Source organism: Sphingomonas panaciterrae, from assembly GCF_036890205.1.
GTDB lineage: Bacteria > Pseudomonadota > Alphaproteobacteria > Sphingomonadales > Sphingomonadaceae > Sphingomonas > Sphingomonas panaciterrae.
The window spans coordinates 41,305-56,487 of the sequence record NZ_JAKNQR010000005.1; the positions used below are offsets into that span (position 1 = coordinate 41,305).

18 protein-coding genes are annotated in these 15,183 nt (G+C 64.0%); 13 read left to right on the forward strand and 5 right to left on the reverse strand.

Going from position 1 to position 15,183, the window contains the following annotated elements; genetic code table 11:
• Positions 1 to 3 precede the first annotated feature (3 nt).
• The 12 genes from L8F96_RS13165 to L8F96_RS13220 all read left to right on the forward strand — a co-directional run bounded on the left by L8F96_RS13165 (position 4) and on the right by L8F96_RS13220 (position 11,859).
• Positions 4 to 360: a hypothetical protein gene (locus L8F96_RS13165; protein ID WP_046408709.1), complete on the forward strand. Its 357-nt coding sequence runs from the start codon at positions 4 to 6 to the stop codon at positions 358 to 360.
• Entirely contained in the window at positions 353 to 1,012 is a 660-nt protein-coding gene (locus L8F96_RS13170) for a type-F conjugative transfer system protein TrbI (protein ID WP_046408710.1), read from the forward strand. The genes L8F96_RS13165 and L8F96_RS13170 overlap by 8 nt, the downstream gene beginning before the upstream one ends.
• Positions 993 to 1,529, forward strand: coding sequence for a S26 family signal peptidase (locus L8F96_RS13175; RefSeq protein ID WP_046408712.1), 537 nt, complete (start codon positions 993 to 995; stop codon positions 1,527 to 1,529). The genes L8F96_RS13170 and L8F96_RS13175 overlap by 20 nt, the downstream gene beginning before the upstream one ends.
• Positions 1,526 to 2,182 carry a type-F conjugative transfer system protein TraW gene (gene traW / locus L8F96_RS13180; RefSeq protein WP_082102862.1) on the forward strand — a complete coding sequence of 219 codons (657 nt, stop codon included), beginning with the start codon at positions 1,526 to 1,528 and terminating at the stop codon, positions 2,180 to 2,182. The genes L8F96_RS13175 and traW overlap by 4 nt, the downstream gene beginning before the upstream one ends.
• Positions 2,182 to 2,451 carry a hypothetical protein gene (locus tag L8F96_RS13185; protein ID WP_046408713.1) on the forward strand — a complete coding sequence of 90 codons (270 nt, stop codon included), beginning with the start codon at positions 2,182 to 2,184 and terminating at the stop codon, positions 2,449 to 2,451. The genes traW and L8F96_RS13185 overlap by 1 nt, the downstream gene beginning before the upstream one ends.
• The gene (gene traU / locus L8F96_RS13190; RefSeq protein WP_170172173.1) at positions 2,451 to 3,467 is read left to right on the forward strand and encodes a conjugal transfer pilus assembly protein TraU; all 1,017 of its coding nucleotides are present in this window, start codon (positions 2,451 to 2,453) and stop codon (positions 3,465 to 3,467) included. Before L8F96_RS13185 ends, traU begins: the two co-directional genes overlap by 1 nt.
• 10 nt (positions 3,468 to 3,477) lie before the next feature.
• Entirely contained in the window at positions 3,478 to 4,224 is a 747-nt protein-coding gene (trbC, locus tag L8F96_RS13195) for a type-F conjugative transfer system pilin assembly protein TrbC (RefSeq protein ID WP_046408716.1), read from the forward strand.
• A gap of 68 nt (positions 4,225 to 4,292) precedes the next feature.
• The gene (locus tag L8F96_RS13200; protein ID WP_417158987.1) at positions 4,293 to 6,062 is read left to right on the forward strand and encodes a conjugal transfer protein TraN; all 1,770 of its coding nucleotides are present in this window, start codon (positions 4,293 to 4,295) and stop codon (positions 6,060 to 6,062) included.
• 24 nt (positions 6,063 to 6,086) lie between these two features.
• Positions 6,087 to 6,482: a hypothetical protein gene (locus L8F96_RS13205; protein WP_231621902.1), complete on the forward strand. Its 396-nt coding sequence runs from the start codon at positions 6,087 to 6,089 to the stop codon at positions 6,480 to 6,482.
• A 231-nt stretch (positions 6,483 to 6,713) separates the two neighbouring features.
• A complete protein-coding gene (locus tag L8F96_RS13210; RefSeq protein WP_046408794.1) occupies positions 6,714 to 7,538 on the forward strand; it encodes a conjugal transfer protein TraF in 825 nt (274 codons plus the stop codon).
• A gap of 65 nt (positions 7,539 to 7,603) precedes the next feature.
• Positions 7,604 to 9,004, forward strand: a complete 1,401-nt coding sequence (locus tag L8F96_RS13215; RefSeq protein ID WP_046408795.1) for a conjugal transfer protein TraH — start codon at positions 7,604 to 7,606, stop codon at positions 9,002 to 9,004.
• Positions 9,005 to 9,027: 23 nt separating this feature from the next.
• On the forward strand, positions 9,028 to 11,859 hold the full coding sequence (locus L8F96_RS13220) for a conjugal transfer protein TraG N-terminal domain-containing protein (RefSeq protein WP_334656264.1): 2,832 nt from the start codon (positions 9,028 to 9,030) through the stop codon (positions 11,857 to 11,859).
• Positions 11,860 to 11,867: 8 nt separating this feature from the next.
• Here L8F96_RS13220 and L8F96_RS13225 read toward each other — a convergent pair whose 3' ends face one another.
• On the reverse strand, positions 11,868 to 12,050 hold the full coding sequence (locus tag L8F96_RS13225; RefSeq protein ID WP_046408719.1) for a hypothetical protein: 183 nt from the start codon (positions 12,048 to 12,050) through the stop codon (positions 11,868 to 11,870).
• A 128-nt stretch (positions 12,051 to 12,178) separates the two neighbouring features.
• On the opposite strand from L8F96_RS13225, the gene L8F96_RS13230 reads away from it, so the two are divergent.
• Positions 12,179 to 12,442, forward strand: coding sequence for a hypothetical protein (locus tag L8F96_RS13230; protein ID WP_231621897.1), 264 nt, complete (start codon positions 12,179 to 12,181; stop codon positions 12,440 to 12,442).
• A gap of 26 nt (positions 12,443 to 12,468) precedes the next feature.
• Here the strand turns inward: L8F96_RS13230 and L8F96_RS13235 are convergent, their stop codons facing one another.
• From L8F96_RS13235 to L8F96_RS13250, 4 genes are read right to left on the reverse strand one after another with little or no spacing between them, the layout of a single operon-like run.
• Entirely contained in the window at positions 12,469 to 13,335 is an 867-nt protein-coding gene (locus L8F96_RS13235) for a restriction endonuclease (RefSeq protein WP_046408722.1), read from the reverse strand.
• Positions 13,332 to 14,216, reverse strand: coding sequence for a Shedu immune nuclease family protein (locus L8F96_RS13240; protein WP_046408723.1), 885 nt, complete (start codon positions 14,214 to 14,216; stop codon positions 13,332 to 13,334). Before L8F96_RS13240 ends, L8F96_RS13235 begins: the two co-directional genes overlap by 4 nt.
• Positions 14,217 to 14,261: 45 nt before the next feature.
• Entirely contained in the window at positions 14,262 to 14,651 is a 390-nt protein-coding gene (locus L8F96_RS13245; protein WP_334656265.1) for a type II toxin-antitoxin system VapC family toxin, read from the reverse strand.
• Positions 14,648 to 14,890, reverse strand: a complete 243-nt coding sequence (locus L8F96_RS13250) for an AbrB/MazE/SpoVT family DNA-binding domain-containing protein (RefSeq protein WP_046408726.1) — start codon at positions 14,888 to 14,890, stop codon at positions 14,648 to 14,650. Before L8F96_RS13250 ends, L8F96_RS13245 begins: the two co-directional genes overlap by 4 nt.
• Positions 14,891 to 15,183: the final 293 nt, after the last annotated feature.

Here is a 15,183-nt window from a genome sequence, read left to right on the forward strand (position 1 = left end):
CCGATGGCGACCCTGGCTCCTGCCGACGCCGACAGCACCCGGCAGCGGCGCAAGATCGACCTCGGCTTCCTGCTCTATTTCTACCTCCACATTGCGGGGTTCCTCGCCTCGACCCTGCTGATCACATGGGGGCTGTTCGTCCTGTTCTTCCTCACGATCGGCGGTCTCTCCGTCGACGGAATGATGCACCAGCTCAACAACCTGGCGGGCCGCTACGTCTCGGCGGACGCGGCGCGCGTGGCGTCATTCAAGCATGTCCTGTTCGTCGCGCACATGCCTCTGGCCGCGGCGATCATCTTCTTCCGCCGCCACAGCATCCTGCCCTCGCGCGACCCCAAGCGGAGCAACGACAATGGCTGATCAGCCCGAACTCGATCTTCCCCCTCCCGCGAGTCACTCGTCGCCCGCGAGATTGTCCCGCGCGCAGCGGGGCTTCGCAGGGCTCACCCGCACGCAGCTGCTCCTGGGCGTTGCCCTTGTGCTGGGGCTCGTCTGGTCGATGTGGGTCACCAAGGCACTGCTCGCACCGCGAGAGGAGCACATCGTCAAGGCAAGTCTGTCCAACATCGTCGGCGAGTATGTGAACGCGCAGGCGCGCTCGGCATCGCCGCCGGCCCAGGTCGAAGCCGAGATGCGCGCGTTCATGTCCTCGCTCGACCATGAGCTGCAACGACGGAGCGCTAGCGGCCAAGTGGTCCTCGTCGGGGAGGCGGTGCTCACGAAGAACGTGCCCGACATCACCGACAGTCTCAGGAAAGCTGTCTACGCAAGCGGCGTCCGACAGCCCAGGCAGGCGAGCGCTCAGGAGTTGCAGCAGCTCCAGCAACAACTGCCGCCGGCGCCGATCCCGCAAGCATTTGCCGGCCCGGCGGCCACGATCGATCCCATGGCTGCCGCGCCGCAGAACATGGTGCCGCAGCAGGCGATGCCGGGCGGCATGCCTGCGGCGCCGACCGCGCCCGGCGCCTCGATCTCGACCTTCGGAGGCCAAGATGGCGGCAACGGCCAATAGGGCGCCGGCGACCGTATGGCGACCGCGCAAGCGGCTATGGGGGCTGTTCGCCGCTTTCGTTGCCGGCAGCGTCGTGCTCGGGGCGATCAGCGATTGGCGCGAAGACCATGCGCTGCTGATCAACACGACGGAATCGCTGCCGAACTGGGCCTTCCTCATCCATCGCAACAAGCTACCGGCCCGGGGCGATTACGTTTTCTTCGATCCTCCGGCGAGCGAGCTGGTCCGGGCGCACTTCGGCCCCAAGCCGCAGATGTTCGGGAAGATCGTCTATGGCATGCCCGGCGACATAGTGCGGCACTGGCACCTCGCGGTGACCGTGAATGGTCGCATCGTGGCCTACACCAAGCCCAGGACGAAGTCAGGCGAACCGCTGGCGATCGGCCCGAGCGGCGTGATTCCTGCTGGCTGCTATTATGTCGGCACACCTCACAAGGACGGCTTCGATTCCCGCTACGCTGCGATCGGCTTCGCCTGTCAGCGACAGATCGTGGGCACCGGGGAGGCGATCCTGTGATCCGCTGGCTGGCTCCGCTCGCCGGCATCGCCAGCCTCGGGGCGGCGGTCCTGCTCACCGGATCCGAGCGGGGGGAGGCCCGTGATTTCGGCCAGATGGGGCAGACGTTTCCTGTCGCCGAGGCGGACCTACTCTCGACCATCGAGGCACGCCTCAAGCGCGCCCAGGCGACCGGTGAGATGGATCGCGTGAACGCTGCCTTCGCCAAGCGAGCGGAAGCGAAGGTCCGACGGCCCGTGCCAGTCGCGGGGATGTCTCCGGCCGAACAAGCGCGGACCTGGAACTATGATCCGACGATCACGCTCGAGCGGGAGATCCGGGACCATAAGGGACAGGTGATCGCCGCCGCAGGCCAGAGGATCAATCCGCTCGACTTCGTGTCGATGCGCCAGAGCCTGGTGTTCGTCGACGGCGATGACGCCGCGCAGGTCGATTGGGCGACCAAGCGGTTCACCGAACTCAACGCGAAGATCATCTTCGTCAACGGCTCGCCGATCGAATCCATGACGACGCGCAAGCGCCGGTTCTTCTTCGATCAGGAGGGCCGCCTCACCGGCAAGTTCGGCATCCGGCACACGCCGGCTGTCGTCTCACAGGCGGGCAAGCTGCTGCAGGTGTCGGAGACCGTCCTGAAACCGGGAGGGCGGAGCTGATGCCACTATGGCTCGACTTCCTGCGCACGCCGATGGCGGCACCGGAAACGCGATCACTGCGCCGCATGCGCCTTATATGGCAGGGCCTCTGCCTCTCGGTGGCACTGGTCGTGGGCTTCTTCCAGCCGATCCACTCTGTGCTTGGGCGTGCCGTACCTTGCCTGGTATTGGCGCTGCTGGTCGCAGCCGGTCTATACACCTGGCTCTATCTCCACCGGAAGAACGCCGCCGACAACGCCTTCCTCGAGCGGACCGGGGAGGCGAAATGATGCGGTGGCTGCGCGCCTTCGTCGGCGTCCTTGGCCTGCTGCTCGTGATGGTGGCGTTGACGCCACGCGCGGAGGCGGCCCCGACCTGCACCGGCAAGTTCGTGAACCCCATCACCGACGTCTGCTGGTCATGCTTGTTCCCGCTCTCGATCGGAGGAGCAAAAATCTGGCCGGGAAGCCGGCCGGATACGAACAATCCCGCCTCTCCGATCTGTGCCTGCGCCGACCCGCTGCCGCGCATCGGCATCTCGGTCGGATTCTGGGAGCCCGTCCGGCTCGCCGACGTGACGATGAAGCCATGGTGCTTTCCCAACCTCGGCGGCACCCGCATCGCGCCCGGTTTCGATATCGGCCAGGGCTACCTCGCGGGTCCATCGATGGTGGGCGGTCGGTCGCAGAGCACGGCCAAGTGGCACGTCCACTGGTACGTCTATCCGCTCCTCTACTGGATGGAGATCCTGACCGATTTCCTCTGCTTCGAGCAGGCCTCCTTCGACATTGCGTACATGACGGAGATCGACCCGCTCTGGCAAGATGACTCGCTCACCGCGATCATCAATCCCGAGGCCATCGTCTTCGCCAACCCGATCGCCCAGGCGGCCTGCGCGGGCGATTGCATCGCCGGGACTGCGGCCTTGCCCCTCGATGCGCTGTTCTGGTGCGCGGGCTGCCAGGGCAGCATGTATCCCCTCAACGGCAATATCCCGGCGTCGATCGGGCACGTCCAGTCGTCCCGCCTCGCGCTGTCCCGTTTCGCCTACAAGATGCACCGAGAGGGGCTCGCATGGGGCACGATGGGCTCCGAGGGTCTCTGCAAGAAGTACCTCATGCCGATCATGCGGAAGCAGCAATATCGCTTCCAGATGGTGAACCCGATCCCGACGGTCAGCGGGCGGTTTGCCTGCTCGGCGATCGGCGCGTCGACCATGCCGCCGGATGCCGGCCGAGCCTTCCCCGCCGGCGGCGAGGACATGGGCTACCTGGTTTGGCGCAAACGCAACTGCTGCGTGTTCTGAGGAGGGAAGCATGCGCCTTCTGACATTGGGCATCACGGCTCTTCTCACCACTGCCGGCCTCTCGGCGCTCCTTGCCCAAACCGTTGACGGGGTCGACGTCCAGGCCGTGAAGAAGCGTGCCGCGGACCTTGCTGCGGAGGCACAGGCTTTCGTCGACCAGGTGAAGGACCGCGGCGATGAGTTCCGCGAGCAGGCAACCGTCGTGCGCAAGTCGGGCATGGACAACATGCAGCGCGTCGCGGCAACCGAATTGCCAAAGGGACCGGACGGCAAGATCGACTTCGATGAGCTCGTCCAGGGGGCAGCGACGAACGCGAACATTCCCGGCGGCGACGCGCCACAGTTCATCGTCTTCGCCAGCCTGTCGATGCCGACGGCCTCGCTCAAGCAGCTGATCGCCGACACCGCGAGGGCAGGGGGCGTCGTCGTCTTCCGCGGTTTCCCCAACAACTCGGCCAAGGAATTCGCCGGTCGGCTCGGGCAGATCGTGCAGAAGGACGACATGCCGAACATCGGCATCGATCCTCGCCTCTTCCGCGCCTTCGGCGTGCAAGCGGTACCGACCTACGTCGCCGTCTCCTCGACCTTCGACCTGTGCGCGGGCTTCTCCTGCGAAACCAGGGTACCACCCCATGATCGCATGGAGGGCAACGTCACGGTCGACTATGCCCTCAACACCTTCGCCCAGGCCAACGGTCCCGGCGCGCGGATTGCCTCGGTCGCGCTCGAAAACCTCGCGCGGAGCCGGCGCCAGTGAAGCTCAGGTCTCTTGCTGCCGCGCTTATGAGCGTCTGCCTGGTCATCAGCTCCGCCGGCGCTCAGCAGATGACCGTCGAGCAGGCGCGCGAAGAGGGCAAGGCTCTCGGCAACGCCAAGCGGCAGGATGAAAGCCTCGTGCCGACATCTGACGCTCAGGCTGCGGCGGTGCCCGGCTATACCGGCACCACCCAGCCCCAGAGCACCTATTTCGACGACCCGGACGCGCTGGTCGCGGCGGGAACGGCGCAGCGCACGACCAACGACTCCTATCGCACCGTCACCGACCCGGATCACACGCGGCCGACTTTCAGCAATGCCGAGATCCTCGCGACCACCAACCGCGCGACGACGGTGGAAAACGATCCCGAGGCCTACCTGCAGGGCGAGAATATCGGCTCGGAGAGCGGGCAATGCCAGCCGCTCCCGCCCGGATCGGGAGAGGGAGGCTACTACGAGGCGACATGCAATACCGGCACCAAGGTCGACGAGACGGCGCCTGTGTGCCGCGTGCCGCTCGTGGTCGACGTCACCCCCGGCGTGAACAAGTATGTCTACACCTGCGAGAATTGGTCGCGCTCTGCCGCGCAGGGTGGCGACAACCGGAGCCGCCGCTGCGTGCCGGCGTTCAACGCCCCCGTCGCCGACGGGGTCTGCCGCGAGCGGTCGCGCGAGACCGTCATGTACGATGTCTGCCTGCAGGGGAATCCGCGATTCTGCACCGAACCGGACATTCGCGAGGGCGAGATCATCACCTACGAGTGCGACAGCGCGGCGGTCACGGGTCGGCCATACACGATCGAAACGGTCGGCCAGGTCATCAATGAGCACAGGGACGAGGGCGCCTGCAATGGTGCGACGGCCGGCCAGACATGCGAGCTCGCCTCCGAGACTTGCGTCGATACGGAGCCGACGACCCGCACGATCAATGGCGTCGCCGTCACACGCGCCTGCTGGCAGTGGGAGCGGCAGTATTCGTGTCATCGCCTTTCGCAGGGCAACGACTGCGGCGATCTCGAGGGAAATCGCCAGTGCACGTTCCTGCGCGAGGAATGCCTCGACGACCCGCAGCAAGGCGAATGCAAGGTAAAGGAGAAGGTCTACCGCTGTCCCACACCGGACGCGCCAACCTCGGATGCGCCCCAATATATTTGCGGCAGTGATGTCTATTGCATCAATGGCGACTGCGAGCCGATCACGCGCGAGGCCTCGACCGAGTTCAAGGATGCCCTGGTCGCGCTTCATGCGATCGATGACGCATCGAAGGGGTTCGATCCGAACAACCTGACCGTGTTCTCCGGGACGCGCGATACGTGCCATAAGCCCGTGTTCGGTCTCATCAACTGCTGCGCGGGCAAGGTCTCGGGTGCGCTGACCCTCGCAGCCGGCGGTGCGGCGCTCGCGGGAGGGCCGGCGGCGATCGCCGCGCTCGCGACACCCTTCCTCGCCTTGTTCGCCTGTTCTCAGGACGAGATGAAGCTCGACATCAAGGACCGCATGGGACTCTGCCACAAGGTGGGGACCTGGTGCTCGTCCAGCTTCCTCGGCATCTGCAAGACGAAGAAGACCGCTTATTGTTGCTTCGAGAGCAAGCTCAGCCGCGTGCTTCAGGAGCAGGGGCGCGTCCAGATCAACAAGCCTTGGGGCAGCCCGAAGTCCGAGCAGTGCAAAGGCTTCACCATCGCCGAGTTCCAGCTGCTCGATCTGTCCAGGATGGATTTCACAGAGGTCTACGCTGACTTTCTCGACGCGGCAAAGCTGCCGGACGAGGTCCAGACGATGACCGAAATCCAGGCGAAGATTCAGAACTATTACGACCTGCATGGAGGCACTCCATGAACACCAGAGGGATCGGTGATCGACATGACGGCCGTGGCGAATGACCTGCCGACCGCAGGCTCTCCGGGATGCGACTGGAAGATGACGGTGTTCGAGCTGGCGATCTTTCTGTGCGTGTTCCGCGCGAGGCGAGCGGCTCGGGTGGAAGAGATCTGTCAGGTAATCGGCGACTGGTTCGAGTGCGCAGTGGAACCATCGTCGGCTGCTGCGCCGATCGAACACATGATCGCCAATCGCTGGGTCGCGGAGGAAAACCACGGCTTGCGGGCCACCGAAGAGGGCCGGACCGCGGCGCGGCCGCTGATGAACGGGATCATCCGGATGCTCGACCAAGGGACGAGGCTCATCGACGTCGCCCTGATGATGTCCGTGCTCCGTTTGACGAAAGGAGAACTGGACAATGGGCTTCGTCATATTTGATCCTGCCATTCTCGCGTCCCTGCTCGCCGGCGCATTGGCGCCCGGCTCTGTAGCACCGGGCCTGCCGGCGCCCGCTCGACCAACCTCCGCCTGCAGCGCCGCCGCGCTCTCCACGGCCGGGATCGACTGCTGCCTTCACATCGCGGCCTGGGACACGCCGACCACCCCATCCAACCACCACCCCGCGCAATCTCAGGATGGTGCGGCCGACCAGCAGGGAGGACGATGATCATGTCGAAGATGGCGAAGCTGGCGATGATCCTGCTGACCGCGGCGCCGATGGCCGTGCCGGTGCGTGCGCAGGATGCGGGGAGCGCGGCCGATGGCGTCGAGGCGGCCGCTGGCGGTGATGATTTCTACTGCGGCGAGCGCAAACTGGGGCAATGGTTCTATTGTTCGAAGCCGAGGCCTCCGGAGACGGCAAAGGCTCAACCGCAGGTGCCCGAGCAGACCGCGGCGGAGCGCCTGGCCGCGATCACGCACCAGCTTGATGAGCTCAAGGCCCGAGCGATCCTTGATCCTTCCGAGGCGAATGTCATCGCCTATGTGCGCTTCCAGCGCGAGCAACTGGATCGTGCCTCGACGTTCTCGGATACGTGGCAGCGCGCCCTGTGGCAGAATCCGGATATCGACTACACGCTGCAGCGGCCCGTCAACACAGTCGCGAAGCGAACATGGCTCGATAACCGCAAGGCCGATCGCGACCAGGTCCTCATCAACCTGAGCCAGCGTTACGGCTTGTTCTACTTCTATGCGCAGAGCTGCGGGGCCTGTGAGGTGTTCGCGCCGATCCTGCGCTCGGTCGCGGATAGCCATCGGATGGCGGTCATGGCCGTCTCGATGGATGGTGGCCCGAGCCGGGACTTCCCCAACTATGTCGTGGATTCCGGCCAACGTGCCCGGATGGGGCTTTCGGGCAATGAAACGCCGGCGCTCGTGCTTTTCGACACGGCTACGAAGCGGACCATCCCCGTCGGCTACGGCATCCTGAGCGCCGACGAGATCATGGATCGCATCTTCATGCTCACCAACACCAAGGTCGGGAGCGATTACTGATGTCTAATCCTCGGCAGAATGGTCGGCTCAGGAGGCTGGCACATCGTGCCGGCGCCGCGTTGATGATGGCGGCCGCCTCGCACTTCGCTCTGATCGGCGTCGCGCGCGCCGACGTCGCGTCCGAGATGAACGGCTTCTTCAATGATGCCGGCGGTGCCGCGAACGTGACCGGGCCGACGGCGTTCCAGGGACAGTCGGCAGGCTATTACTCGCTCGGCAACGTCTGGACCCGCTTTCCGCAGAAGAGCGTGTCGCCGTTCAACCTTCAGCTCCCCAGCGCGCGCGCGGGATGCGGCGGCATCGACCTGTTCTCGGGCTCGTTCAGCTTCATCAATGCCAGCGAGATCGTGGCGATGCTGAAGGCGACCGCGAACAACGCCTTGGGCTTTGCTTTCAAGCTGGCTATCGACAGCGTCTCGCCCGAAATCGGCAAGGTCATGGACGAGTTCAGCCAAAAGGCTCAGCTCCTCAACCAGATGAACATCTCCAGCTGCGAGACGGCGCAGGCCCTCGTCGGGGGAATCTGGCCGCAGATGGAGACCACGCGATCGACGATTTGCGAGGCGGTCGGCAACAGCCAGGGCGTGTTCTCCGACTGGGCCGCGTCCCGGCAGGGCTGCAACAACGGCGGTCAACGAGATGGGACGCTCGCCGGCAATACCGATCCTCACATGAAGGAGCAGATCGTCGGCGACCCGCACAACTACACCTGGGAGGCGCTGAAAAAGTCCTCGAAATTCGGCGCGTTCGACCAGGCCTTCTCCGAATATGTGATGACCTTGGTGGGAACGATCGTGACCACGCCTCCGACCGGCAGCGATCAGGGGCCGAAGGTCGTGATCTACGGTCCTGCCGAAGAGGCGGTCGTGACGGCGCTGTTGGACGGCACCGCCAGTGCGCCGCAGGTCAAGATCCTCAAGTGCAACAACGAACTTTGCACGGACGTGTCCGACCAGACGCTGAGCGTGCCCGAGGCGAGTGCTCTTCGGCCAAGGATCGCGACGATGATCAAGAGCATGAGCTCGAAGATCCGCAGCGACACGGCGCTCGACGCGGCCGAAAAGCAGCTCCTGAACATGGCCACCGTGCCGATCTACAAGATTCTCGCGGTGCAGGCCTATGCCCACTATGCGTTGACCGACGGCGAGATCCAGACGCTGTCCGAGATCGTCGCGGTCGACCTTCTTAACGCCATGCTCGATAATATGCTCGACCGCGTCGAGCAGGCGAAGGTCTTCTATCAGACCGCAGACCAGGAGACGGCCGGGCAGTGGCGCCAGCAAATCGCCGCCACCCGCGCCAAATTCGCGCAGCGCGACGTCAAGCTTAGCAACAAGCTCCAGGTGACGATGCAGATCATCAACCGGAGCATCATGCTCGAATCGACCCTGCAGAACAGCATGACGCCGGGCATGTCCTCGGCGCTCAACTTTTCGCGGGGCTTGAACGCGCAGGGCCTGCTCTAGGCGCGGAAGGGGAGGGTTGCGACGTGCTCGAGGTCTTCACCGTCGGCGGGGGCGAGTATCTCGTCAACACCTTCAATGCCGTGGCAGCGTGGGCCGGGGGAGGGGGTTACAAGTCGCTCATCCGGGTCGTGATGGTGATGGGCCTGATCTACTCGCTGCTTGTCGTCGCCTTCACTCTCAACTTCCGCGCCTGGATGAACTGGTTTCTGCAGGCGACCGGGATCTATCTGTGCCTCATGGTGCCGACGATCGACGTGAAGGTCACGGATCGCATCAATCCGAGCCTCGCCCCGGCGACTGTGGCAAACGTCCCTCTGGGGCTGGGCGTCCTCGCGAGCTTCACCACGCAAATCGGCGACTGGCTCACGCGTACCGCCGAGACCGTCTTTGTGATGCCCGGGGAGCTCAACTACACCACCAACGGAATGGTCTATGGGGCTCGGCTGTTCGACGCGACCCGCAACTTCGTGATTCGAGATGCCGAATTCTCGACCAACCTCGAGAGCCACTTCAAGAACTGCCTTTTCGGCGACGTGATGCTCTACCAGAAGTCCCTCACCAATCTGGCGAAGGCGACCGACCTATGGGCGGCTATCGGACCCGGCTCGGAGGCTCGGTCGCAGGAATGGCTGGAGCGCCAGGGTGATGGGACGGTCCAGAACTTCATCGTCACCTGCCGGCAGGCTTATGACAGCCTCAACGGCCAGTGGGCCGGGATGATCGAAGCCAATGCTGAGCCTTGGGCCAAGGAGGTCTATCCCAAGCTCAGCAACGCGGTCGCCGCCGCCAAGCTCAAGCACGACCTGCCGATCGTCAACTCGGCCTTCACGGGCTCAGGTGACGACTTCACCGGCGTCATGCGCCAGAACACGGCGATCAACGCCTTCATGCAGGCGCGCAACTCGATGGCTGGCGGAAGCGGGGCTGCATCGATCGACACCTTCGCACAGACGCGAGCCGACATTCAGGCGCGAAACACCTACAATTCGATCGCGCAGCAGGCGATGGCATGGGTTCCGATCCTGAACATCGTGCTCACTGTCGTCTTCTTCGCAATGTTCCCCGTCATCTTTCCCCTGTTCCTGTTGCCCCAGACGGGGCTGGGAACGCTGAAGGGCTACGCGATGGGGTTCTTCTACCTGGCGTCTTGGGGTCCGCTCTACGTTATCCTTCACATGATCTGCATGACCCGGGCGGAGAGCGCGGCGAACGGCGTGGCCGCCGGCGGAATGTCGCTGGGGAGCTATGCCGGGATTGGTGCGGTGAACGGCGAGACCGCGACGATCGCCGGCTTCATGCTGATGAGCATTCCCTTCCTCGCGGCGGGCTTGGCTCGTGGTGCAATGTCGATCGCCGGGCAGGCGACGTCGATGCTCGCCCCGGCGCAGAACGCCGCGGAGGCGGCCGCGCTGGAGCAGACGACGGGCAATTATTCCTATGGGAATGTCAGCTGGGCGAACTCGACGTCGAACATGCGGCAGGCCGATCAATGGTCGACCGCCCCGAGCTTCATGGGGGGCGCGGCGAGCGTGGGGTGGCGCCAGGACAATGGCGCGCTCATCAACAGCTTCGGCAACGGCCAAGAGGTGTTTGATACAGGCGGCGCCATCTCGCGGCTTTCGTTCGCCCCAACTGTTACCACCGGCGCCATCGCCGAATGGCGGCAGATGGCGAGCGAGGCACACCGCCAATCGCAGGCCTACGACAACGCCGCGCAGGAAGTGCTCAGCTGGACCAAGACCGACCGGAGTGCCTACGGCACGTCCAGCGAGCGGTCGTCGGGATGGGATTCGAGCAGCGGCCGCGCTGCCAACACATCGATTGAGCAGTTCGATCGCACGACAGGCAGCAGCTCGCAGGGTCTGGAGGATCGGTCGTCGACGGGCCAGAGCCAGCGAGTGTCTGACGGCCACGATCGTAGCGCCGGCACGGTTGATCAGATTGGCGGGCGTCTCGATGCGGGAGTTGGCGGCAACCGCGGTGGCGGCGGAGGTGGCGGCGTCGGTGGTCGGGGCAGCGCTCTCGGCCGAGTTCTTAGAGCGCTCCCCGGCGCTGGCGCAACTGTAAGCAAAACGGGCAGCCAGCAGGATACGCTCCGTCATGGGACGGAGGACACGCGCTCATCGGATAGTTCAAGCACGGCGAGTAGTGGGGTTCGCGACGAGCACTCCAATGGGACGGGGGCGACATCCTCTGATGGCACTTATGATCGCTCGGGAGTGTTCAGCCGGGCTTCGACGTCGTCTAGCTCGTCCTTGACCCACGAGCAGGCCCTGGCGCGTGCGAAATCGTATACGGAGACCGCGCGCAAGCTGGAGGAGCTGTCGCAACAGCTGTCGCGCGACGCCAGCTACGCCGAAACACATGGCATGCAGCTAAGCGAGAACATGAGCCAGGATCTCGCGCAATGGTATCGCGCGCAGCAGGCCTCCAACCCAGGCCTTGACGCTCCCGAGCTTTGGGCGACCGATCTCAGCGACCATCAGCGTGCCGTCCGCCAGGAGATGGTGACGCGCTGGATGCGCGAGAAGCAGGATGACATCCGCGAGGAGATTGCTGGCAAGTTGCAGGAGCCCGATCTCGTTCAGGTTAATAGGCTAGGCGTCGACAGCGCAGCGGATGTTGTCGGCTCTTACCGTCCGCATGGCGTATCGGACATTCCCTCTGGCCCGACCGGAGGCGATCCTCGTGCGGCCCAAGCGGTCATCGAGGAAGGTGCCGCGCGCCTAAATGAAGACCGCACAGCGGCGCAGAATGCACGCGCGAACAACGTGCAAGGCTCTGTTGAAGTTCAGCTAGAAGTGAATCGCGATCACAATCGCGGCTTCTTTACTGATCCGAAGCTGCGGGAGTGATCGCCGTGTCAGATGGCCAATGTCATGTATACGCCGAGCCCGATCACGACAGCGACGCCAAGAATCTGGCCGATGACCGTGCCGAACGAGAGAGGCGCATCGCTGTTGTCGGTGACCGGGACGTCCTCGATCAGCAGCAGCGGCCCCGACGGGCGGTCCTCTGTGACCAGCAGCGTGTGCGTGTCCAGCATGTGACGAACCTCCAAACGTCTTAAACATACAAGGTTCGAGGTTTCGCCACAAGGATTGAGGACACGGCTTAATGACAAGAATCGAGACCGGGCCAGAAGAAAGGCAGTGTGCTGTCCCTGAGCTAGATATGGCCAACTGGGCTGTGTTCGGCTTTTCGTGGGTGCTTGTGATGGCCGTAGGCTTGATGCCGGTCGTGGAGGCGAGCCTCAGGCGATCGCCTTCAATTTCAGTGCCGGTTGTGATCGCGTTCTTCGCAGCGGTCGCAAGCGGCCTTGCCCTCCGGCGGCGTTATAGCTGGCTCGGCTTCGTGCTTCACATCATCGGTCAGATAGCAATCTGGCTGTCGATCTTCTGCATGTCGTTAGCGGTCGTGCTGTACGTGTCCGGCTGAAACAGGCTCTCGCCCCCAACAGGTTTTCACGGGGAAAGATCGCTAATCGGCACGAACACCTCGCCGGTCTCGGCCGCGCGGCGGACCTTGAGCGCGAGCAGCCGGTCGATCCCGATGCCGCGATCCAGTGCATCATAAAGGTCCTTGCCCTCGACGCCGATCACGCGCTTGCCGCGGCCGAACGCGCGCAGCCCCTCGTCGGTGAAGCCGCCGAAGCTGATGAAGACGCCGCGGGCCCACGAAGCTTTTTGCTCGACCTTGCCGTGGAAGGTGTGAAGCTCAGCGACGCCGATCTTGCGATTGAGCCACTTGGCCTCGACCAGGTAGGTTTCGTCCGCAAGCTCGAAGCTGCCGTCGATCTGCTCGCCATCGAGCCGGAACGGCTCTCGGGCCTTCAGCCGGAAGGCGTCAAACAGGTCGGTCAGGAAGCGCTCGAAATCATAGCCTCGGCGATGCGGCTCGAGGTCGCGGATCGCGATCAGCCGATCTCGCATCCGGGCGAAATCGATCGCATCGAGCATCGGCGCGGGAACGACGTTCGCCGGTGCCGGGGTCGCGGAGCCTTCCAGTTTGGCGATCAACCCGGCAATCTGAGCGGCCGCCCGGGGCATCGGATCCGGCGCGCCGCTTCCCCGGAGCGCCTCACGCTGCTCCCAAAGAACGCGCAGCGTCCGGGCCGCGGTGCCGTCGTCCACCTGCGCCAGAAAGCAGCGCAACCGCTTCGCCTTCGACGTCCCGTCGACGGCATATTGTGGCGCGTCGATGTCGATCTCGAGCTCGCGGACGAAGAACTCGGCGAAGGTCCGGTTCGAAAAGTCGAGCACGTAGCCCTTCTCACCGCCGCGGAAGACCTCGTCGATCAGGCCCAGCTCGATCGAGCGCAGACTGCTCACCGCCGCTTCGCCTTCGAGGGGCGGGCGCGGTCAGCCGCGCGGATAACGCTGAGCACCGCCGGGTGTACGTCGCCGGCTTCCTCGTCGGTCGGCTCGGATGCCCATTTCTCGTTGAAGCGCAGCAGCTGATTGTTGCGCCACGCAGACATCTGGTAGCCTTCCGCCTTCAGCCTTGTCTCGACCGATGCCGGCACCGAGAGGTGCTCGGGCAGGACATAGGCGAAGAGCAGCTTGGGCAAGCCGTCGAGGTGCTTGATGGCATAGCCGGTCGAGCGCGGCGACAGCACGCACTTCTTCTCACCCCATCCGGACCGGTAGCTTCGCAGGAGCGAGTCATAGGTCAGGATCTTGATCTTCTGGTCGTCCTCGATGCTCGCGATCCGGTCGCGCTGCGCCTGGTTGAAATCCTTGCCGGTCGAGCGGCCGATGATCAGCACCCGGCGCAGCTCGATGCGATTGCGCGCCATAGGCGAAGGAACGAGCAGCGGCAGAAGACGCTCGCGCACCTCGGACTGGTGCTGCTCCCAATAGTCGCGCCAGACCGCTGTCTGAGCAAGCGCTTCATTGAACGCCGAGGAGCCGCCGACGTGCTTGCTGCTGGTGGTGAACAGCGGCTTGTTTGGGCGCTCGATCTCGATCAGCACCAGGATCCAGCGATCGGACGATTTGGTGAGATAGGCGAAGTCAGCGGTGCGCCCCGCGATCGGGAACTTCGCAATCACGCAGTTCATATGGAGGCGGTGGTTTAGCAGCCAGGAACTCGTGTCGAGCAGTTCGGTATGCTGCTCAAGGAAAGTCTGAATGTCGTTTTCGTTCTTGCCATCGTCGGCGAGCAATTGCTCGAAGGCGGAGGCGAGCGCTTCGTCCGGCGGTTGTCGCATGGGTGGTCTTTTTCTCTTTATGCTGGTTTGTCGGAAAAGGCGCCCTCAGCGGATCGCCACCACTTTCGCACCAACGTCTGCGGCCACATCCTTCCAGGCGCGGTTCGCAGTATAGGCCGGCACGCCAAGCCGCTTCGCCAACGCGAGGCAGAAGCGGTCACCGAGCGAAAGACCCGCCGCGCTGGTGACAGCGCGCAACGCGCCCGCCTCCCAGCCCAGCGCTTCGTCTGCGGGTAGGACGGTATAGGGCAGCGCGCCGAGCATCGCCCTGATCTCTTCGATCGGCGCGCCAAGGTGAACGAAATGGCTCACCACCTCAGCCTCGTTGAAGACCCCCACCGCCGCGTCGCCCACCACATTGGCAACCTTACTTCCTCCGCGCTCTCCCTTCAGCAGCGCGAGTATCGCGGACGCATCGAGAACCGCCTCCGTCACTCGCCACTTTCCGCCCGACGGGTGGTAAGGAAGGCGCCCACGGACGCGTCGGGATGGTCAGCATATTTCTTCGCGATCGCCTGCGCGCGCGCGACCGCCTGCTGAACCGTCCTCAGCACCACGCCATCCTCGGTTTCCTCGAGCAAGACCGCGCCGCCGCCTTCGAGACCGAGCCGCTTGCGGATGCTTGCCGGCAAGCTCATGCGTCCGTTGGGCGTTATGTTCACTTGGACGGTCATGAGTCGCATCGTCTCCGCTGTGGCAAGCGAGGGATCACATACCACATGGTGCCTCATAGGAACAGCGTTGTTGCATATGCCAAGATTTGCAACACATGCCACTCGATGTAATTAGCGATAAACTTGATTCCCGCGAAAAGATGTTGGCGGTTTCGGGAGCACTTGTCGGTTCTCCTGAAAGGGTGGACTCGCGGCTAGATTGCCGCTTAGCGACGACGTGCACCTGAAACATTGGACATTGTTCCCGAAACAGCGGACGATCGCCCAGCTGGGACCACCCGAGGCGTCGTGCC